This window comes from Pseudomonas huaxiensis (assembly GCF_003231275.1).
In the GTDB taxonomy this organism is placed as follows: Bacteria; Pseudomonadota; Gammaproteobacteria; order Pseudomonadales; family Pseudomonadaceae; genus Aquipseudomonas; species Aquipseudomonas huaxiensis.
In genome coordinates, this window is sequence record NZ_QKVL01000057.1 from 1 (window position 1) to 19,020 (window position 19,020).

Below are 19,020 nucleotides of genomic sequence, written 5' to 3' on the forward strand. Positions count from 1 at the left end.
CTAGGTCATAGCTGCTGTTCAACCTTGTCGGCGACATCCTGGGGCAGCCATTGTCGCCAGATCTGCGGATGGTTCTTGAGGAAGTCCCGCGCCGCTGCCGCAGGTGGCTGGCGCGTCGTGCTCATGCGGGCCAGGGTCTTGTTGAGCAGGTCGATTGGCAGGTCGACCTTGGCGAAGAAGTCCACCAGTTCCGGGTGCTGTTGGCGAAACGGCGCTGACACGCCAATCGACAGCTTGGCTGGCAATGAACGGCTGCCTTTGGGCTCGGGATTGCTGGCATCGGTCAGGGTGGCCCAGGCGGCGGCGTCGAAAGCCGGCTCTTCCAGGCGCACCAACCGATAGCGCCCCATCAGCGGGGTGGGCGACCAGTAGTAGAACAGCACGGGCTTGCCTCGGCGGATCGACGAGGCGATCTCTGCATCCAGTGCCGCGCCCGAGCCGCTGCGGAAGTTCACGTACAGGTCGTCCAGACCGTAGGCTTTGAGTTTCTGGCTGTTCACGGTCTCGGACGTCCAGCCGCTGGGACTGTTGAGAAAACGTCCCTTGCCTGGCGTCTCCGGGTCATTGAACACGGCTGCGTAGCGCTTGAGGTCAGTGACCGAGCGCAGCTCCGGAGCCAATGCCTTGATGCCGCGTTTATCATCGCCTTTGATGACGTACTCGGGGACCCACCAGCCTTCATCGGCGTTCTTCACCGTATCGCCGATCGCGAACACTTTGCCGTCCTGTTCGGCCTTGTTCCAGGCCGGGCTACGGCCCGCCCACTCTTCGCCGATCACCTGGATATCATTGCGCGCCAGCGCCACTTCCATGCTCACGGTGCTGCCTGGCAGGGTATCGGTGGGGTAGCCGTAGCCGTGCTCGATGATGAATCGCAAAACCTCGGTGGTGAAGCTGCCGCTTTCCCAGGTGATGTCACCGAAGTGGATGGGTGTATTCGGGGGGGCGGCGCTGGCTGGAAGCACAGTGGCCAACAGGAGGAGCGTGCTGCAGAGCAGCGATGTGAATCGGTTCATCATGCCTCGCTTATTGAGACCGTTGTACGTTAAGCGCTGTAGTGTAGTAGACCTTGATAACCGGGCCTGTGGACGGCTATGAAGAAGGACGCGGAGTCTGTTCCCTGGCAGCAATAGAGTCGCGCGCGGTTATTGAACTTACCCATGGAGGGTACTGAAATTGCTCCCGAGCGGGAGTGGGCTTTCTTACACTACTGAACGTGCTCATCTGGCTGAGTGCACAGGTTATTAATGTTGTACTGGCGCCTCATTGAACAGCGCGAGCATCCGCCATGCATATGTTTTATACGTCCAGCCCACTGGGCATACTGAACCACTCTATAGAAACTCCAGCGTCTACGCGAGGAGACTGCAGAGTGGCGGTGTATGGGGACAAACTGTTCTGCGTTTATGTGGACGAGTTCGATGTTTGGGGTCAGGTAAAGTTTATGTTTAAAACAGAGAGCGGCGGCTGGAGTGCCCCAGTGGATCTGGGCCCCAGGATTTACGCAAGTCAGGCGCCAGCGATCTTCACATTGGCAGGCACGTTGTATGTATTTGTGGTAGTCAGAGGCGCGGACGGCAGTTCGGAATGTTGGCGATTTGCCTACGACGATGCCACTGGACAATTTATCATGGGGCCATTGCCGAGTCTCAAGAAAGTTACCGGGTCGCCTTCATTCGTTGAAATGAACGGCATGCTTTACATGTTTTATATACGACCCAACAAGATAATTGCCTGGCGCAAAACAACAGACCTCACCACATGGTCCGATGAGCAATGGGTCTATGAGAAGGGGAGTGATCCGGTGCCCAGTTTGAGTGCGCCCACGGTCATCTGGTATCAGGGTTTGATTCATGTATTTGCCACCGACACCCAGGGAAACCATCTGCTGTTGAAGTTCGATGGTGGTAGTAACTGGACGAGGCCCCGGCTGTTCATACCGGAAAAATATTCAAACGCGCCAAGTGCCGTTGTCCACAATGGCCTGCTGAACATTGTCTTCAACGGGCTGGTGTCTGATCCGGACAACCGTGACCTGTTCCAGTATTGCTACGACGGTAGCTGCACCAGCCCGGCGACAGTAAGTTCCAACCTGAGGGCCACTCAGAGTATTGGTCTGGGGGTGCTGGCCGACCGCCTGTATGCGGTCTATCGCGGGTCACCTTGAGGGGGCGGATTCGAATGTTTCTGTCGACCATTACGAGGTGGCCCCATGCCCATTGATAAACGCATCGCTGACTACATCGATACCCATTTGACCCCAGGCCTTTCCGAAACGCAGTTGCAAACGCAGTTCGAGATCAGTGTCAGGGATATTGTCTTGCTGTTGCCAACGGCGGCCGATAATGCTCAGCACACTGCAGCGTATCTCGCGTATGTAGTGTCCTTCCAATACATGCGAAGTAGCAATGAACAAGAGCAGGCTAACTTTGCACGGGGGCTCTCCGGGTCATTCGCCAGGCTTTACAACGACAGTACGTTAATGCCCGCACTTCATGCGGCGCCGCGTGCGCAACTGTATTCGACCTTGGTGATCTTCTACCATCTGCACCATGCGCTGATCATGAATGGCTTGAGAAGCCAGTCCGGTCCTTTTTTTCTGGATGCCTATGATGCCCTGCGCTGCCTGCAGCATATCGTCGGGGCGGCCTGTGGGCCCTGGCATGCCCATATTCGACTGCAGGGGAGTGTTCGGGACTATTACCATGCGCGGGTCATGGTCCATAACGGCTCGCCACAGATTGAGATCGGCAGGGCACCGGATAACGGTCCGAATCTCAATTTCGATGTCTCCACCTGGAACATGCAGGGCGCTTCGGCGTCGACGGAGTCGAAATGGCGTACCAAGGTGCTGCAACTGGCACGGGCCAATGACATTGTGGTCCTGCAAGAAGCAGGTGCGGTGCCTGCCTCCGCGACCCTCACCAGTCAGATACAGACCAACGACCAGTTTGGCATCTCCCATCAAGTCGATCATTACCTGTGGAACCTGGGAACTTCCGCTCGTCCGGAGGCCTATCACGTGTTCTTCTTCGACGTTCAGCGTTTGCGAGTGAACCTGGCGATCGTTGTGAGAGGTACAAGCCCACTGGAGATTCATGATGTGGCCATCGTTTCCGATGGTGTCTCGGTCACCGCTCCCAACTACCGACCCGCCATGGGCATCCGGGTGAGAAGTAGGTCGGCGTTGCATCATGAGCATGTGACCGTTTTCAACTTTCATGCGATCTCGGGGGGCGGAGTCAATGCTTCGCGGGTGCTGCGTGAGGTCAGTTGGCACATCGAAACGCCGTTCGTGATGTTGGGCGATTTCAACCGTGATCCGCGCCCCAGCGCTTCCCAGCCCAACACAGGCAACTGGGTATCGCCACCGGACATCGCCCGGATCGAGCTGGCCAATGGTCCCACTCATCCCAGCACCCAGCCGCAGGCCATGCTTGATTACGCTGTGTCCAATGGCACGGCAATGCCTGCCAATCCCGGTGTTGTCGGGCTGCCTGGCCCGTCGAATCATTCGGATGTGAGTTATCAGTTCACGTTCTAATGTTCACCAAACCAGCGTGAGTTGTACGCCGCCACTGGCGCTGGTTGGTTAATTTCCTGACTGCTTCGCTCGTTCATTGATCATCAACGCACGCCCTTGCGCTGTGGGCCTATTCAATGAAGGAGACAATCAATGACTTCCGTTTTCGATCGCGACGACATCGTGTTCCAGGTTGTGGTCAACCATGAAGAGCAGTATTCGATCTGGCCCGATTACAAGGCCATCCCCGAAGGTTGGCGCGCGGCGGGCAAGAGCGGCCTGAAAAAGGACTGCCTGGCCTGGATCGACGAGGTCTGGACCGACATGCGCCCGCTGAGCCTGCGGCAGAAGATGGCTGCCGCGTCTGCGGCATCCTGAGGGGCCTGGCGTGTCGTCACTGACTTTATTGTGCCTGCCGTACTCCGGCGCCAGTGCCATGGTCTACAGCCGCTGGCGGCGCAAGGTACCGGCCTGGCTGAACGTGCGCCCGGTCGAATTGCCAGGCCGTGGCGCCCGGCTGGCCGAACCGCTGCACACCGATCTGGCCGCGCTGGCACGGCAACTGGCGGCCGAACAACGCCTGACCGCCAACCAGCCTTACGCCGTGCTGGGCCACAGCCTCGGCGCCTTGTTGGCCTTTGAGCTGGTGCATGAACTGCAGGCGTTGGGTTGCCGGCCGCCTGTGGCGTTGTTCGCCTGCGGCACCGCCGCGCCGAGTCGCCGCGAGGAGTACGACGGCGCCCGCTTGCGCGAGGCGAAAAGCGATGCCGAACTGATCGACGAGTTGCGCACCTTGCAGGGCACGCCCGAGGAAGTGCTGGCCAACGAAGAGCTGATGAGCCTGATGCTGCCGATCCTGCGTGCCGACTTCCTGCTCTGCGGTCACTACGCCTATCGCCAGCGTCCGGCGCTGCGCTGTCCGCTGCACGTCTTCGGCGGCGAAGACGACCGCGCCAGCGAGGAGCAGTTGCTGGCCTGGCGCACGGAAACCCAGGGCGATTTCTCCCTGGAGGTGTTCCCGGGCGGGCACTTCTTCATCCACGAACACGAAGACCGAGTGCTTGGCGTGCTTAGCGCCGCGCTGGAGCCTCTGCGTCTGACAGCATAGGTCGGCAATGCGGGCCCGGCGGTTGCCATCGGCACCCCGGGCTTGCATAGTCGGGCACCCCCGACTGCAAGGAGCCACGACACAATGCTGATCGATTCCTCCCAGGCCACGCTGCTGGTCATCGACGTTCAGGAAAAACTCATCGGCGCGGTCAGCGACCCCGATGGCACTCTGGCGCGCACCCGCTGGCTGCTCGCCGCCACTGCGGAACTCGGGCTGCCGACGGTGATTTCCGAGCAATACCCCAAGGGCCTCGGCCACACCGTGGCCAGTCTGCTGGAGGTCGCCGGCACCGCCACGGTGGTGGAAAAACAGCACTTTTCCTGCGTGGCCGGTAAATGCCTGCCTGCCTCACTGCTGGCCCGCGAGCAGGTAATCGTGTGCGGCATGGAAACCCATGTCTGCGTGTTGCAGACCGTGCTCGAACTGCTGGCGCTGGGCAAGCAGGTGTTCGTGGTGGCCGATGCCTGCGACAGCCGCACGGCGTTCAGCAAAACCACCGGGCTTGAACGCATGCGCGATGCCGGGGCGCAGATCGTCACCCGCGAAATGGTGCTGTTCGAACTGATGCGCAGCGCCGGCCACGAGAAGTTCCGCACGATCAGCAAGACCTTCCTGGTGGGAGAGCAGCCGTAACGGAAATGGCTATTAGCCATGGCCTGTTTTAAAGTGCGCGCTGGATTTCCAGACTGACAGGATGTTTCGATGGTCCCCCGCGCACTGACCTTCCTTTGTTCGACCCTCACGCTCGCTTGCCTGCCAGCACTGGCTCAGGCCCAGGCGACGGTGGCCCAGGTATTCAATGGCGAGATGCTTGGCACCAACCTGCGCTATTTCGAATCAATAGCCGGAATAGCCCGGACTTCTTCCGGGGATGTCCACAGCTACCGCGTGCAGGGCTGCGAGATCTCCGCCAACGCTGCGGGCGGCACTGTCAGTGAACTGCGCCTGCAGCTTTCGCCGTCGTGCAAGGCCGATCTTTCCAGCTTCATCGGCACCTTCGCACCGCCCGCCAATCAGCCGCTGACCTTCGGCGCGATGAGTGAATCCAGCGGCGGCCAGCTGGAGTTCTATGCCGATTGCCTGCACCTTTGCGGTAACGCCGCTGACCCCTCGGTGTATGCGCTTTGGCAGGGACCGCACGCGGTCAATTTCACCGAGGTTCTACTGGAGGTCATGCTGACCGACGATGCCGCCATCAATGCCTCGAACCAGTGGAGCGAAGCCATGGAAAAAGCCAAGGGCCAGGATTTCGTCATCGACACCCGCTTCAACTGCGAGCGCGACTTCGACGAGGTCGCCAACCAGAGCTTCAAGGCGGTGAAGGTAACAGCGGTGACCATCGGTACCGAACTGAACAAACCGGGCTGCTGACCCCGGTCGCCAGCACCTTGCGCTGAGTCGCGAGCTGCCGCTACCGTGTTCGCATTGTCCGGGCAGGGGAGTGAAGCCAGTGAGTCGAATGACGGGGTTGATGCTGGTGCTGTTGCTGCTGGCCGGTTGCGCTGGCCAGCAGGCGAAACAGCAGGTGACACCGGAGCAGGCTCGGGCGCGGATTGCTGCGCTGTTGCCGGCCAACGTCGGTGATCGCCAGGGTTGGGCCCGCGACATCGAGACGGCGTTCACCGCTCAGAAGCTCGATCCCAGCCCGTCGAATATCTGCGCGGTGCTGGCGGTGACCGAGCAGGAATCCACGTTCAGCGCCGACCCCAAAGTCCCCAACCTCGGGCGCATCGCCCGCGAAGAAATCGACCGCCGTGCCGCCCGGGTGTATGTCCCGAAAGCGCTTGTCAATGCTGCCCTCGATACCCGCTCGACCAATGGCAAGACCTGGAACCAGCGCCTGGCGGCGGTGCGCAGTGAGCGGGAATTGAGTCAGCTCTACGACGAGCTGATCAGCTCGCTGCCATTGGGCAAGAGCTTGCTCGGCGGCCTGAATCCGGTGCGCACCGGTGGGCCGATGCAGGTCAGCATCGATTTCGCCGAGGCCCATGCCGCTGGCTACCCGCACGCCCATGACGGCAGTTTGCGTAACGAGGTGTTCAGTCGGCGCGGCGGGATGTATTTCGGTATCGCCCATCTGTTGGGGTATCCGGCCAACTATGACCAGCCGCTGTATCGCTTCGCCGATTTCAATGCGGGCTGGTACGCCAGCCGCAATGCGGCGTTTCAGAGTGCACTGAGCCGGGTTACGGGTGTGCAACTGGCATTGGATGGCGACCTGATCGCGCCGGGTTCGATTCTGCCGGGGAGTACTGAAAAGGCAGCACGGCGGCTGGGCGAGCAGTTCGGCATGCGCAACCCGACCCTGCGTAGTCAGTTGGAGAAGGGCGACGGTTATGAGTTCGAGGAAACCCGTTTGTACCAACAGGTCTTTGCCCTGGCCGACAAGGCGGCCGGCAAGCGGGTGCCGCGGGCGGTGTTGCCGGGGATCGAGCTGAAGAGCCCGAAGATTACCCGGCAATTGACCACGGCATGGTTCGCGAAGCGGGTGGATGAGCGGTATCAGCGGTGTATGAAACAGTAAAGGGCAGGGACCGCCGTGCGGCCCTTCGCGAGCAAGCTCGCTCCTACAGGGCCGTTGTAGGAGCGAGCTTGCTCGCGAAGGGCCTCAAGGCAACCGCTTCAGTCCTGACTCCCCGTCAAAGCCCCCACCACCTGCTCCACCCCGGCCTTCAAACCACCTAAGGTGTCATCACTGTCGGTATCCACCACCACCAGCTTCGCCCCGGACGCGGCAATCACCTGCGCCACTGCCTCAACCGGCTGTTTATGGTGCAGCACCAAGGCAACATCCTGCCCTTTCAACTCGTCCCCAAGGTGCTTGAGCTGTTCGGCCGTCCATTGGTCGTCGGCCACCTGCGGGTGATCGATCAGGTCCAGGTTCAGCCCGCCAATCAGGTAGCCCAGGCGGTCCGACAGGTTGACCACACTGAGGTTGTCGGCCTCGGCCAGCTTCGCTTCGCTGCTGGCGCTGAGGTCGAGCAACTGGCGCTTGATGGTGGCGAGGTTGCTCTGGATTTTCGGCTGGTCCGCGGGCGACAGGCGCCCGAGATCGCTGGCCAATACGTCGGCCATGCGCCCGAGATTGGTCGGGTTCAGCCACGGGTAACCCGAGAACACGTTGTTGCCCTGTACGGCGATACCCGGCAGGGCACCGTCCACCGGCCGCGCAGCGTCGATTTCGACGATGCGGATATTGCTCCGGCGCGCCACCGGGTACAGCGGGTCGTCGTTCCAGATCGAGCGCAGGCCGATCACTGCGTCAGCTTTGCCCGCGGATTTTTGCAGGCTCGCCAGGCCGCGACCGCTGAAGTAGGACGGCTGGCGGCTGGCGGGGATGTTCGCCGGCGCCGCCCGTTGCAGTTTGACCGAGGTGCCGTCCAGCAGCAGGCTGCCCAGGCCATAGGTCACCGGCAGCGAGGCCAGCACAGTGACGCCCGCAATCTGTTGCGCGGCGGGTTTTGCCACGCTTTGGGCATGGCTGGCGAGGGGCAGGCCGGCCAGCAGCAGGGCCAGGCTCAGGTGCTTGAGGGTTGGAGTCATGCCGGGTTTCCTTGCAGGCGTGGAACCAGACCGCGCGCCAGCGCGGCGAGGGCGAAGAAGCTGCCGGCAACCAGGATGATCGCTGCGCCCGAAGGCACCGGCAGGTCGAAGACGATGGGCAGCAGGATGCCGATCAGGGTGCTGAAGGTCGCGATCAGCACCGAGGCCCAGAAGAAGCCCTTCAGCGACTGGCTGACCAGCCGCGCCGCCGCCGCCGGAATCACCAGCAGCGCACCGACCAGGATCGCGCCGATCACTTTCACCGCCGCCACCGTGACCAGGGTCACCAGCACCACGAACAGGTAGTCCAGGCTCTTCACCGCGACGCCGCGCACCGCCGCCAGTTGCGGGTTGAAGCTGGCCAGCATGATGCGGTTGTACAGCGGTAACGCCAGTGCCAGCACCAGTCCGCCAACGACGCCGAGCACTACCAGGTCCTGGCCGCTGACGGTGAGCACCGAGCCGAACAGCACGTTTTCGAGGATGTGCACGTTGATCTTGCCGGCCAGCATCAGCAGCAGGCTCGCGCCCAGCGCCAGCGACACCGAAAGGAACACGCCGATCAGGGTGTCCGGCGACAGGCCGGTGCGGTTGCGCAGGAAGTTGAGCAAGATGCCGAACAGCAGGCAGTAGCCGAACAGGCTGCCGTAAGGGCCGGTGTAGGGTTCGCCGAGCAGGATGCCGATGGCTACGCCGGTCAGCGCCGCGTGCCCCACCGCTTCGGAGAAGAAGGCGAAGCGCTTGACCACCACCAGCGTGCCGAGGCCGCCAAGCACCGGGCCGATCATCAGGCCGGCGAGCAGGGCATTGACCACGAAGCCGTAGGCCAGGGCTTCGGGCAGGTAGCCGGAGGACGCCCAGCCCTGGATCAGCAGGCGGAATTCTTCGTAGTTCATCAGGCGGTGCTCTCGCTGCGCGGGTGAATGGAAAACAGCCCGAGCAGCCGCTCAGGGGTCAGCGCTTGCTTCGGCGGCGCGTCGAACAGCACCCGACGGCTCAGCCCGGTGACCCGGTCGGCCAGGCGAGCCACGGCTTCCAGGTCGTGCTCGATCCACATCACCGTGGTCCCGGCCTGGCGCCATTCCTGCAACAGGCGTTCAAACACCTGGGCACCGGCTTCGTCGAGCGCCGACATTGGCTCATCCAGCACCAGCAGTTGCGGCGCCGGAATCAGGCCCTGGGCCAGCAGTACCCGCTGGCGCTCACCGCCAGACAGCGCGCCCATGCGCCGCTTGCGTTTGTCCAGCATTCCGACCCGCTCCAGGGCCGCGTCGATCGCCGGCGTCACCCGCCGCGACAGGCCGAGGAAGGCCGGCGTGCGCTGGCACATGGCGGCCATGAAATCGTCCACGGTCATCGGCAGGCCGCGGTCGAATTCCAAAGCTTGCGGCACATAGCCGATGACCTGACCGTCGTCTGGCCAGCTCAAGGCAAGGCGGCCCTGGTGTGGCATTTGCCCGAGCAAGGTCTTGATCAGCGAACTCTTGCCGCCGCCGTTGGGGCCGACGATGGCGTGCACGCTGCCGGCCGCGACCTGGAAGCTGACCTGATCGAGAATACGCGTGCGGCCCAGGGTCAGGTCGATGCCGCTGAACTCGATGGACGGCCCGCGTGGCGCGGCGACGACGTTTTCGACAACGGTCATGCCTGGTTCTCCTTGATCGCCCGGACCACGGTGTCGAGGTTGCGCTTCATCTCCACCTCGTACTTCTCCTTGGTGTACTCGCCGTAGGAGATGTGGGTGAGCGGGTAGAGCTTGACCCCGGCTTCACGCTGGATGGTCTCGACGTAGGCCGACGGGAAGTCCATCTCGGAGAAGATCACTTTCACGTCCAGGGCATGCAGTTGATCGATGGTCTTTTTCAGTTGCGCCGGACTCGGCTCGATGCCGTGGGCCGGCTCCACCACTGCAGTGACTTCCAGGCCGAACTCGCGCACCAGATAGTCGTAGGCTGCGTGAATGGTGGCGACGCGGAAGGACGGGTTCGGCGCTTCGGTCAATTGCGCCAGGGCGTCGGCGCGCAGTTTGCGCAGGCGTTTGGCGTATTCGCGGGCGTTCTTGCTGTAGTACTTGGCGTTGTCCGGGTCGAGCTTGCCCAGTTCGCGGGCGATGTTGTTGATCTGGGCGATGCTGGCGCTGATCGACAGGAAGGTGTGCGGGTTGACCACCTTGCCGGCGCCACGGGCGGCGATGCCGGTGGCGGCGAGCAGCGGCACGTTGGCGTTGGATTCGATGGTGGCGATGCCGGGTTTTTCGCTGGCGGCGATCATGCGGTCGGCGAAGTCGTCATGGCCCACGCCGTTGAGCACCACCACGTCCAGGGTGCCGATGCGCTTGATGTCTTCGGCGCGTGGCTCGTAGGCATGCGGGTTGAAGCCTGCTGGAATCAGCGGCACCACCTCGGCGCGGTCGCCGACGATGTTGCTGACGTAGCTGTAGTACGGGTGCAGGGTGATGCCGATGCGCAGCGGCTTGCCGTTTTCGGCGAGGGCCAGGGCGGGCAGGGCAAGGGCGACGAACAGGCTGAGAACGCGGACGAGGGCGGAGCGGAGCATGGGCATTCCTTGGCGGTCAGTGCTGATGCTGGCGGGTGACACCGGCGTCATAGTGGGCGGCGATCTGTTTCCAGCCGGCGTCTTGCAGGGCGCTGGCTGACAGTTCGGCGGGCAAGACGGGCTGGGCGGTGCGGTTGAGCCAGACATCGGCGTTGCCGTCGTGCGCCTCGGGCACCAGCAGCAGGAAGCTGCCAGCGGTTTCCGGGCGCGGGCTCAGGCCCAGGTAGGCATTGCCGGGCACCTGGCGCCACTGGTGTTCGCCACGGGTGACGCTGCTGGCATCGGCGACGAAGGGCGCGAAACCTTCCTCGACCAGCAGCTCGATGCTCGCCAGGCCCGGTTCGTCTTCGCGCAGCGCCTGGATCTCGTCGAAGGCCACCCGCAGGTCGGTGTAGATGCCCTGTTCGGCGGGATTGAGGTCGCGGCGGGCATCCAGTTGATGGGCCTCGACCCGGGTTTCGTCCTCGCGCTCGCCGCGCAGCGTCACCACCGTGGCGGCCAGCGCCAGGATCAGCAGGGCGACCAGCAGCACATAGAGGGTTTCATGCCCGGCGCCGGCCGGGCGCACGACCTGAACCCGGCTCATGGCTCACCGATGTCGGCGTAGTCGATTTCCACCACGTGGCCGGGGCCCGCGTCGAACAGCACGTAGAACTCGCCGGCCGGACGCTTGAAAGTCAGGCTCGAATCGTCGCCGAGCTTGCCGGGGACCAGCACGCTCTCGTCGTAGCCGATCACGTCCAGGGTCACTCCCGGTGCGCCGCTGCCGTCGGAGAAGCCGCCGGTGCACTTGATCTGCTCGCCGTCGATCGGCTCGCACTGGCACATCGGGTTGTGCGCCAGGGCGGGGCCCGCGAGCGCCAGCAGGAACAGGGGCAGGGCGAGCCTGCCGGCCTTGAATTTCATCATTTGCCTCCTTGTTTGTTCAGCCAGGCGATGGTGGCGGGCGAAGCCTTGGCCAGGGGGACCGAAGCCTGGTGCATGCTGCCGTCCCAGCCTTCGAGGGTGATCCACAGTTCGGCGTCGGCGCGGGTGCGCTCCGGCACCGGCAGGCTGGTGCCCATGCGGTACGGCGTGCCGAAGAAAATCGTGCCGGCGGCGCGCAGGCTGCGCGGCTTGCCGATGCGCAGGTAGGCGGCCTTGACCTCGCCGATGCAGGTCTTGCACAGCGCCGCGTTGAACGACTTGAAGTAGCCGGCCGGGCCGTCCTGGCGCGGGGCTTCGTCGCGCAGCTCGGCGAGGGTCAGGCTCCAGGGGCCGACCTGGATATTGTCGATCGGCGTCGCGCCCAGGCCGCTGTCACCGCGAAACAGCGCGGCGTCGGCGAAGTACTTGGGCATGAAGCCCAGCGGAATCAGCAACAACAGGATGTTCAGGTGGAAACGCCACTTCAGCCACGCCTGCTTCAGTGGGCTTGGCTTGACGGCGGCATTCAGGGTCTGGCTCATGGTTGCACCTGCGTGGCGGTTTCCTGGGCGACCTGGCGCGATCGCGGTTTCTTTTCGCTGCGCTTGAGCGCGGCGGCGGTGGCCTGGGCGGTGCGCTTGGTCCAGATCAGCAGGCCGCTGAGCACCATCATCGACAGCAGCAGGCCGAAGAAGGCCCAGATCAGCTTGATGGCCAGGCCGCCGAAGTCACCGGTGTGCAACGGGCGCATCGACTCGGTGACGAACTCCAGCGCCGAGCGGTCCGAGACCAGGAACGAGGCGTCGACGTTCCGGGTGTAGGGGTTGACGTTGGCGGTCTGGAACATCAGCGGATACCAGCCGCGGCCGCCCAGGTAGATGTGCCCGTAGGCGTTCGACGGCAGTTGCGCGAAGGTGACGTCGAGGCCGGGGATCTGCGTGGTGGCGATGCGGGTGGCTTCGTCGAGGTCGATGCGCGGCACCGGTTTGGAATTGTCCGAAAGCGGTACGTCCTCGCGGGCGATCACCGGGGTGATTGGCTCGGTGGAAATCGTGATGTGGTTGTCGCCGAGGATCGCCTGGATCAGGAACCAGGTGCCGGTGATGGAAATCACCGCGATGAACCAGATCGACCAGATGCCGCTCAGGCGGTGGAAGTCGCCCCAGAAAATCCGCGCGCCGTGGTTGAAGCGCAGCACTGGTTTGAAAAAGCCCTTCCAGAATTTCTTGTAGACCACCAGCCCGGTGACCAGCGAGGCCAGCATTGGCAGGCCCAGCAACGACACCAGGTACCAGCCCCAGCTGTAGCCGTTGGTGAACGGCACCAGCCACCAGCCATGCAGGGCGCGGGTGAAGGCTTCGAAGTTGAAGTCCGGGCTCTTGCCCTGGATTGCCCCGGTGTACGGGTTGACGTAGAGCGTCGGCGCGGTGCCGTCGGGGAAGGTCACTGCTGCGTTGAGGGCGAAGTGCGAACCGTCCGGCTGGCTGATGAAGCGCACGGCCATGTCAGGCTCGGCCTTGTTCAGCGCATCGAGGACCTGCTGGAAACTCAGGCGTTCGGCATCACCGTCCGGTTTGCTGGCGCGCACGTCGGGGTTCGCCAGCCAAACGATCTCCTGGCTGACCACCGCCAGGGTGCCGGTGACACAGACGATCAGCACGAAGAACCAGATCGGCAGAGCGAGCCAGCTGTGGACGAGGAACCACAACCTGGATTTGGACTTTTTCGATTGTTGGGCCATTGCTTCTGTCTTGTTCGTAAAAAGTGGGGTCGAGCCGACGCTCAACCTGAGGGCTGCACTTATAAGGACGAACGAGAATCGTAAACCCGTCAGTGAAAATGTAAGCAAATGCTTCGGAGGCGGGTTTTCTGGCCAATTTTCGAGCTTTTTACAGGGTGGTGTGATTGGTCACTGCTCCTTGTGTTGGTTTCTTTGGCCTCATCGCTGGCAAGCCAGCTCCCACAGGGGCCTGAGCGCACGCAGAACCTGTGGGAGCTGGTTTGCCAGCGATGAGGCCACCAGATTCGCCCACCCACAGAGCCCTTCTGCGCATAAACGAAACCATCCACAAAAAATTTACCCCCGTTCGTCAGAGCTCCCGCGCCACCCGGAACCCGATCCAGTCGCCGCGAGCGGTGGCATGGGCGTTGTTACGATTGCCCGATCGGGAAAAGATCGGTGCTTCGCCCCAGTCGTTGCCGCGAATATTGACGATGTCGCAGCCCGCAGTGGTCCAGGCGCTGCCATCAGCTGGCGCCCCGACATAACTGTCGTGATAACAATCGGCGACCCACTCGTAGACATTGCCGTGCATGTCATACACGCCGAAGTCATTCGGCGCGTAGCTGCCCACTGGCGAGGTGAAGCTGTAGCCATCCTTGGGGCCGTAGACGTTGGCGTTGCGGCTGATTTCATAGTCGGCGTCCGGGTCCAGCGGAAACGGGAAAGGCCCGGTGCTGCCGGCGCGGGCGGCGTACTCCCGTTCTGCCTCGCTGACCATGCGGTAGTGCTTGCCGGTTTTCTTCGACAGCCACGCCACATAGTTCTCGACGTCGTGGTAGCTCATGCACACCGCCGGCTGCTTCGGCCCCTGCTTGTAACGCGGCTTGCTGGCCTTGCATTCGCGGCCCGGGCGGGTGTCGCCGTCGGCGATCTTCGCCCCGGACTCGCGCACGTAGGCGTCCCATTCACCCGCAGTGACCTGGTAGCGGCTGATGGCGAACGGCTTGGCGAAGGTCACCTGGTGCAGCGGACTTTCGTCGGGCTGGCGACCGACTTCGTCGTCCGGGGTGCCCATCATGTAGCTGCCGGCCGGCAGCACGACCATGTCCGGGCAAGCAGCCTTGCAGTCGCGCAGCACGGCGCCGGGTGTGGCGTCGGCGGCCAGGGCGTGCAGGCTGGCGGCGCTGAGCAGCGCGGCCAGGGTCAGGCGGGAGAAGGTGGAGGTCATGAAAAGGCCTTATTTCAGAGTTTCTGGGTCAGCAGGGCCATGGCCCGATCGATTTCCTGCTCGTTGTTGAGCAGGCTCGGCGCGAAGCGGATCACCGGGCCGACGTCGCGGTACACGGCGTCCACCATCACCTTGTTGTCGCAGAGGAAGGCGGCGACGGCGTCCGGGTCGCGGTCCTTGATGCGGAAGAAGGTGAAGCCGGCGGAAAACTCGCGGCTTTTCGGCGTGACCAACTGGATTTGCTTGTGCTCCAGCAGGCGCGCCTTGAGCTGGTCGTTGAGCTGGTGAATACGCTCTTGCACGTCGGCCTTGCCCAGTTGCAGATGCAACTCGAAGGCCTTGCCCACCGCCCAGCGGTGCTCGAAGGCGTGGTAGCCGCCGGGGGTCATGATGGTGGCGAAGTCTTCTTCCTGGGAGAAGGTGGCGAAGGTCGGCGTCAGGTGCTGCATTTTCTCCGACGCGGCGCAGATGATCCCGGTGCCGCGCGGGCCGAACATCCACTTGTGGGTGCCGGAGATGAAGTAGTCGCAGTTGAAGTCGGCGAAGCGCACGTCGTCGACGCCGAAGCCGTGCACGCCGTCCACCACGTAGATGATCCGCCGTGATTCATCGCGGTCGCGGTTGTGCTGGCGGATCAGTGCGCCGATCTCGCCGGCCGGCAGTTTCACGCCGCTGCCGGAGTGCACCCAGGTCATGCCGACCACGCGGGTTTCCGGGCGAATGTTCTTGTCGATGGTGCTCAGCACCTGATCTTTGGAGATCTCCCACGGGTTGTCGAACAGGCGCAGCTTGCGCACCTTCGTGCCCTGGCGCTGGGTGCGGAAGGCCAGGGACTTGTGGGTCGAATAGTGCTCGTGTTCGGTGGTGAGGATTTCCTGGTCGGCGGCCACGTTCAGGCCGCCGTAGATCATGCCCAGGCCCTCGGTGGTGCTGCCGGTCAGGGCAATCTGCCGTGGGCGCACTTCCAGGTAGCGCGCGGCCCATTCGCGGACCTCGCCTTCGCGGTTCCACTCGTACTGGCTTTCCCAGTCCATCAAGGCGGCGGGGTTGCGGTCGATTTCGCGTCGGTAGTAGTCGATGGCGTCCTGCACCGGTCGCGGGTGGGCGGTGACCAGGAAGTTGGCGAAGTGCGCGGTCTCGCGGTCCAGCGGGAACAGGTCGCGCAGATTGCGCCATTTGTCCGGGCCGCTCAGGGGTGCGGCTGGGCGGGCGTTTTGCGGAATCGGTTCGGCGGCGCTGGCCAGAGTGCTGGCCAACGGCAGGCCGGCGCTCAGTACGGCGGCCTGTTTGAGAAAGGTGCGGCGGTCGGTCATGGCGCAGGCGTTCCGGTTCAAGGCGTGAGGGAGGCGACGGGGCGGGCGGCTTTCTGCACTTGTTCCCAGGCCCGCAGGAAGTTGCCGCCCCAGAGCTTGGCGATATCGGCCTCGCTGTAGCCGCGGGTCAACAGCTCGGCGGTGATGTTGCGAATCTCGCTGACATCCTTCCAGCCATCCAGGCCGCCGCCGTCGTTGAAGTCGGAAGCGATGCCAACGTGATCGATGCCGACTTTCTTCACCGCGTAGTCGATGGCGTCGCCGAACGCCTTGAGGCCGGCCTTGGGCTCCGCCTCGACAATCCCGTAGAGGCTGCTGGCGTATTCGCCGAAGCGTGATTCCGGCCAGATGGCGATCACCGCGTCACCTGGCATCAGGGCATTGGCCAGGCCTTGCAGCGGTTGCAGGTCGAACCTGGCACGCAGTGCTTCGAGCTTGTCCAGGGTCGGTTTGCTCAGCGGCTTGAGGTAGGTGGGGAAGCCGACGATCTGGATCACGCCGCCGCTGTCCTTGATCAGTTGCATTTCCTTGTCGCTAAGGTTGCGCGGGATATCCACCAGCGCCCGAGGCGCGGAGTGCGAGGCCACCAGCGGCGCGCGGCTCAGGTGCGCGACCTGCTCCAGGGCCTGGGTCGACATCTGCGAGACATCGATGATCACCCCCAGGTCGTTGAGCCGCGCCACGGCCTGCTGGCCCAGTGGCGACAGCCCGCCGAGGGCGTCGGCGGTGTCGTTGAAGAACGGCAGCGGCCGCGAGGAGTCGGCCCAGGCGTTGTTGCCGACGTAGCTGAAGCCGAACATGCGCATGCCGCGCGCGGTCCACAGGTCCAGTTGCGACAGGTCGGTGCCCAGCGGGTAGGCGTTGAGCATGCTGATGAAGATGGCGAACTTTCCCTCGCCGTGCAGGCGGCGGAAGTCGTTGGGGGTATAGGCGATGCCGACCTGATTGGGGAAGTCGCGGACCATGCCGCTGATGATCTGGTAGCGCACCTCCTGCTGGTGCCGCGCCTCATCGACGAAGCCGGGCGTTGGACGGTGCGGGGCATTGGGGCCGTTCCACAGTTCCGGCCAGCCGAAGATGGTCAGGGCGGCGCCGGACAGCCGGCCGTGCCCGGCCTTCACCAGGTCGAACTGGCCCGGGCCGTCCTTGTCGGCTTCGCGGCCGGCGCTGCCGAATTCCAGCGGGACGGTGATGTGGCTGTCGAACGAGATCATGTGTTCATGCAGGGCGTTGGCCTGCTCGACGATCTTGCGCGGGTAGCCGGTGTCGTCTTTCCAGTACAGCCAGCCGGCGGCGGCTGCGCCGAGGCTCACGGCCAGGGCGAGCGGCAGGCCGATGTACAGGGCTTTGCGGGAACGGGGTCTGGTCATTGCCATCTCGGTCCGGTTCAGGAGGGCGATCCCGCCGGTGCGCGGACAGAGATCGGTATCAGGGGAAGGACGAAGAACCGGGCGGGAAATTTATGGGGGACGGGCGGCCTAAAGTTTTGTTTGTAACGGCCGATGTCATGACAGACCTTAATTTCAGGACGTTTTCTCTCATGGCCGATCTTATCCAGTCCCTGGCGTCGAACCTTTCGATTGCAGGTGTGCGTAGCAATGTGACTGCGAAAACCAACGTTGACGGTCAGGCGACCCCGGTCGAAGGTACTGTGAAGGCCGACCTGTCTGCTGTGCGCAGCGAAGGCAAGGCCGCGGCGACCCAGTCCGAGACCGCTGATTCGAACGAGTCGCAGGAGGTCAAGCAACTGCGCGAGCAGGTCAAGCAGTTGCAGAAGCAATTGGCCGAGCAGCAGAAGCAACTGCAGGAAGCCATGGCCAGCAAGGAAGACGACCGCACCAAGTCGGTCAAGGTAGCGGCCGCCCAGGCGGCGGTGGCGACCACCACCGGGCAATTGCTGCAGGCGACCGGGGCGTTGCTGCAGGCGTTGACCGAGGCGGGTGATAGCTCGGCGGGAAGTTCGGTGAATACCACCGCTTGATAATGAAAAAGGCCCGGTCAGATGACCGGGCCTTTTTTTGAGGCCTGTCCCGCATCGCGACGGTTCGGCGCCCCGACAAGCTCGCTCGTACGGGGTTCAGCGTACTCGCGATGACATGCTCAGACGGCGTCCGATCAATCCACCTGCGGCCGATTCTGGCTGCGATCCGCCTTGTAACGAATCGCCACCGCCGGCGCCGGCTTGGCGCTGCCGGTCTCCAGCCATTGGCGCATGCGGCTGGCATCGGCGAAGTGGGTGTATTTGCCGAAGGCATCGAGAATCACCATCGCCACCGGACGGTTGTCCATCTTGGTCAGCAGCACCAGGCAATGCCCGGCATCGTTGGTGAAGCCGGTCTTGGTCAGCTTGATGTCCCAGTTGGCTTTGTTCACCAGATGGTCGGTGTTACGGAAACCCAGGGTGTAGTTGGGCTTGCGGAAGGCGACGGTCTTCTCGCGGGTGGTGCTCAATTCGCTCAGCAGCGGGTAATTGCGCGCGGCCATCAGCAGCTTGGTCAGGTCGCGGGCGGTGGAGACGTTGTTCGGCGACAGGCCGGTCGGCTCCACATAGCGGGTATTGCTCATGCCCAGGGCCTTGGCCTTGGTGTTCATCGCCTTGATGAACGCGCCGTAGCCGCCCGGATAGTGGTGGGCGAGGGTCGCTGCGGCGCGGTTCTCCGACGACATCAGGGTAATCAGCAGGGTTTCCCGGCGATTCAGCTCGCTGCCCAGGCGCACCCGCGAATAGATGCCTTTCATTTCCTTGGTCTGGGCAATGGTCATGGTGAGCATTTCATCCATGGACTGCTTGGCGTCCAGCACGACCATGGCGGTCATCAGCTTGGTCACCGACGCGATCGGTCGCACCAGGTCGGGATGGCTGGAATAGAGCACCTGGTTGGTCTGCAGGTCCACCAGCATGGCGCTGCCGGAGGCCAGGTGAAGCGTGGAAGGATCTCGTTGCGCCTGGGCAGTGGCAGGCTGGGCAACAGCATTCGACGTGACGCTGGCGGTGCCGGTGAGCAACAGCAGCAGACTGAGAATCGAAAGAGAGGTTTTCACGTAAGTGCTCACTAAAAGAAGGTATGTCGTTGGCTGTGCAAGAGTTTTTATTTTTCTAATCGTGACATTCTGGAG

Annotated in this window: 21 protein-coding genes; 8 read left to right on the plus strand and 13 right to left on the minus strand. The window is 63.1% G+C overall.

Annotated elements, in window-relative coordinates; genetic code table 11:
• Nucleotides 1–5 precede the first annotated feature (5 nt).
• Nucleotides 6–1,016 carry an ABC transporter substrate-binding protein gene (locus tag DM374_RS29740; protein ID WP_110973160.1) on the minus strand — a complete coding sequence of 337 codons (1,011 nt, stop codon included), beginning with the start codon at nucleotides 1,014–1,016 and terminating at the stop codon, nucleotides 6–8.
• Between the two features lie 356 nt (nucleotides 1,017–1,372).
• Between DM374_RS29740 and DM374_RS29745 the strand changes: the two genes are divergently transcribed.
• The 7 genes from DM374_RS29745 to DM374_RS29775 all read left to right on the plus strand — a co-directional run bounded on the left by DM374_RS29745 (nucleotide 1,373) and on the right by DM374_RS29775 (nucleotide 7,158).
• Nucleotides 1,373–2,167: a sialidase family protein gene (locus DM374_RS29745; protein ID WP_110973132.1), complete on the plus strand. Its 795-nt coding sequence runs from the start codon at nucleotides 1,373–1,375 to the stop codon at nucleotides 2,165–2,167.
• Between the two features lie 45 nt (nucleotides 2,168–2,212).
• Nucleotides 2,213–3,544, plus strand: coding sequence for an endonuclease/exonuclease/phosphatase family protein (locus DM374_RS29750; protein ID WP_110973133.1), 1,332 nt, complete (start codon nucleotides 2,213–2,215; stop codon nucleotides 3,542–3,544).
• A gap of 132 nt (nucleotides 3,545–3,676) precedes the next feature.
• Nucleotides 3,677–3,901, plus strand: coding sequence for an MbtH family protein (locus DM374_RS29755; RefSeq protein WP_110973134.1), 225 nt, complete (start codon nucleotides 3,677–3,679; stop codon nucleotides 3,899–3,901).
• 10 nt (nucleotides 3,902–3,911) lie between these two features.
• On the plus strand, nucleotides 3,912–4,631 hold the full coding sequence (locus DM374_RS29760) for a thioesterase II family protein (protein WP_110973135.1): 720 nt from the start codon (nucleotides 3,912–3,914) through the stop codon (nucleotides 4,629–4,631).
• A gap of 84 nt (nucleotides 4,632–4,715) precedes the next feature.
• Nucleotides 4,716–5,267 carry a hydrolase gene (locus DM374_RS29765; protein ID WP_110973136.1) on the plus strand — a complete coding sequence of 184 codons (552 nt, stop codon included), beginning with the start codon at nucleotides 4,716–4,718 and terminating at the stop codon, nucleotides 5,265–5,267.
• A 69-nt stretch (nucleotides 5,268–5,336) separates the two neighbouring features.
• Nucleotides 5,337–6,005 carry a hypothetical protein gene (locus DM374_RS29770; RefSeq protein WP_110973137.1) on the plus strand — a complete coding sequence of 223 codons (669 nt, stop codon included), beginning with the start codon at nucleotides 5,337–5,339 and terminating at the stop codon, nucleotides 6,003–6,005.
• An 88-nt stretch (nucleotides 6,006–6,093) separates the two neighbouring features.
• On the plus strand, nucleotides 6,094–7,158 hold the full coding sequence (locus tag DM374_RS29775) for a DUF1615 domain-containing protein (RefSeq protein WP_225422622.1): 1,065 nt from the start codon (nucleotides 6,094–6,096) through the stop codon (nucleotides 7,156–7,158).
• Between the two features lie 98 nt (nucleotides 7,159–7,256).
• On the opposite strand, the gene DM374_RS29780 is transcribed toward DM374_RS29775, so the two are convergent.
• From DM374_RS29780 to pvdM, 11 genes are all read right to left on the minus strand, one after another.
• The gene (locus DM374_RS29780; protein WP_110973139.1) at nucleotides 7,257–8,177 is read right to left on the minus strand and encodes a metal ABC transporter solute-binding protein, Zn/Mn family; all 921 of its coding nucleotides are present in this window, start codon (nucleotides 8,175–8,177) and stop codon (nucleotides 7,257–7,259) included.
• Entirely contained in the window at nucleotides 8,174–9,073 is a 900-nt protein-coding gene (locus DM374_RS29785) for a metal ABC transporter permease (protein WP_110973140.1), read from the minus strand. Before DM374_RS29785 ends, DM374_RS29780 begins: the two co-directional genes overlap by 4 nt.
• On the minus strand, nucleotides 9,073–9,822 hold the full coding sequence (locus DM374_RS29790; RefSeq protein ID WP_110973141.1) for a metal ABC transporter ATP-binding protein: 750 nt from the start codon (nucleotides 9,820–9,822) through the stop codon (nucleotides 9,073–9,075). The genes DM374_RS29785 and DM374_RS29790 overlap by 1 nt, the downstream gene beginning before the upstream one ends.
• Nucleotides 9,819–10,733: a metal ABC transporter solute-binding protein, Zn/Mn family gene (locus tag DM374_RS29795; RefSeq protein WP_110973142.1), complete on the minus strand. Its 915-nt coding sequence runs from the start codon at nucleotides 10,731–10,733 to the stop codon at nucleotides 9,819–9,821. Before DM374_RS29795 ends, DM374_RS29790 begins: the two co-directional genes overlap by 4 nt.
• Before the next feature lie 16 nt (nucleotides 10,734–10,749).
• Complete coding sequence (locus DM374_RS29800) at nucleotides 10,750–11,319, minus strand: DUF6162 family protein (protein ID WP_110973143.1); 570 nt, start codon at nucleotides 11,317–11,319, stop codon at nucleotides 10,750–10,752.
• Nucleotides 11,316–11,639 (minus strand): hypothetical protein, encoded by a 324-nt coding sequence (locus DM374_RS29805; RefSeq protein WP_110973144.1) that lies wholly within the window; start codon nucleotides 11,637–11,639, stop codon nucleotides 11,316–11,318. Before DM374_RS29805 ends, DM374_RS29800 begins: the two co-directional genes overlap by 4 nt.
• Nucleotides 11,639–12,181, minus strand: a complete 543-nt coding sequence (locus DM374_RS29810; protein WP_110973145.1) for a thiamine pyrophosphate-binding protein — start codon at nucleotides 12,179–12,181, stop codon at nucleotides 11,639–11,641. Before DM374_RS29810 ends, DM374_RS29805 begins: the two co-directional genes overlap by 1 nt.
• Nucleotides 12,178–13,380 carry a PepSY-associated TM helix domain-containing protein gene (locus DM374_RS29815; protein ID WP_110973146.1) on the minus strand — a complete coding sequence of 401 codons (1,203 nt, stop codon included), beginning with the start codon at nucleotides 13,378–13,380 and terminating at the stop codon, nucleotides 12,178–12,180. Before DM374_RS29815 ends, DM374_RS29810 begins: the two co-directional genes overlap by 4 nt.
• A 349-nt stretch (nucleotides 13,381–13,729) precedes the next feature.
• Complete coding sequence (gene pvdO / locus DM374_RS29825) at nucleotides 13,730–14,590, minus strand: dihydropyoverdine dehydrogenase (protein ID WP_110973147.1); 861 nt, start codon at nucleotides 14,588–14,590, stop codon at nucleotides 13,730–13,732.
• A gap of 14 nt (nucleotides 14,591–14,604) precedes the next feature.
• Nucleotides 14,605–15,903 carry a pyoverdine-tailoring periplasmic protein PvdN gene (gene pvdN, locus DM374_RS29830; protein WP_110973148.1) on the minus strand — a complete coding sequence of 433 codons (1,299 nt, stop codon included), beginning with the start codon at nucleotides 15,901–15,903 and terminating at the stop codon, nucleotides 14,605–14,607.
• Nucleotides 15,904–15,920: 17 nt separating this feature from the next.
• A complete protein-coding gene (gene pvdM / locus DM374_RS29835; protein WP_110973149.1) occupies nucleotides 15,921–17,273 on the minus strand; it encodes a pyoverdine-tailoring dipeptidase-like protein PvdM in 1,353 nt (450 codons plus the stop codon).
• A gap of 170 nt (nucleotides 17,274–17,443) precedes the next feature.
• Here pvdM and DM374_RS29840 point away from each other — a divergent pair, with 170 nt between their 5' ends.
• Nucleotides 17,444–17,884 (plus strand): hypothetical protein, encoded by a 441-nt coding sequence (locus tag DM374_RS29840; RefSeq protein WP_095157674.1) that lies wholly within the window; start codon nucleotides 17,444–17,446, stop codon nucleotides 17,882–17,884.
• Between the two features lie 134 nt (nucleotides 17,885–18,018).
• Here the strand turns inward: DM374_RS29840 and pbpG are convergent, their stop codons facing one another.
• Entirely contained in the window at nucleotides 18,019–18,945 is a 927-nt protein-coding gene (pbpG, locus tag DM374_RS29845; RefSeq protein ID WP_110973150.1) for a D-alanyl-D-alanine endopeptidase, read from the minus strand.
• Nucleotides 18,946–19,020 lie beyond the last annotated feature (75 nt).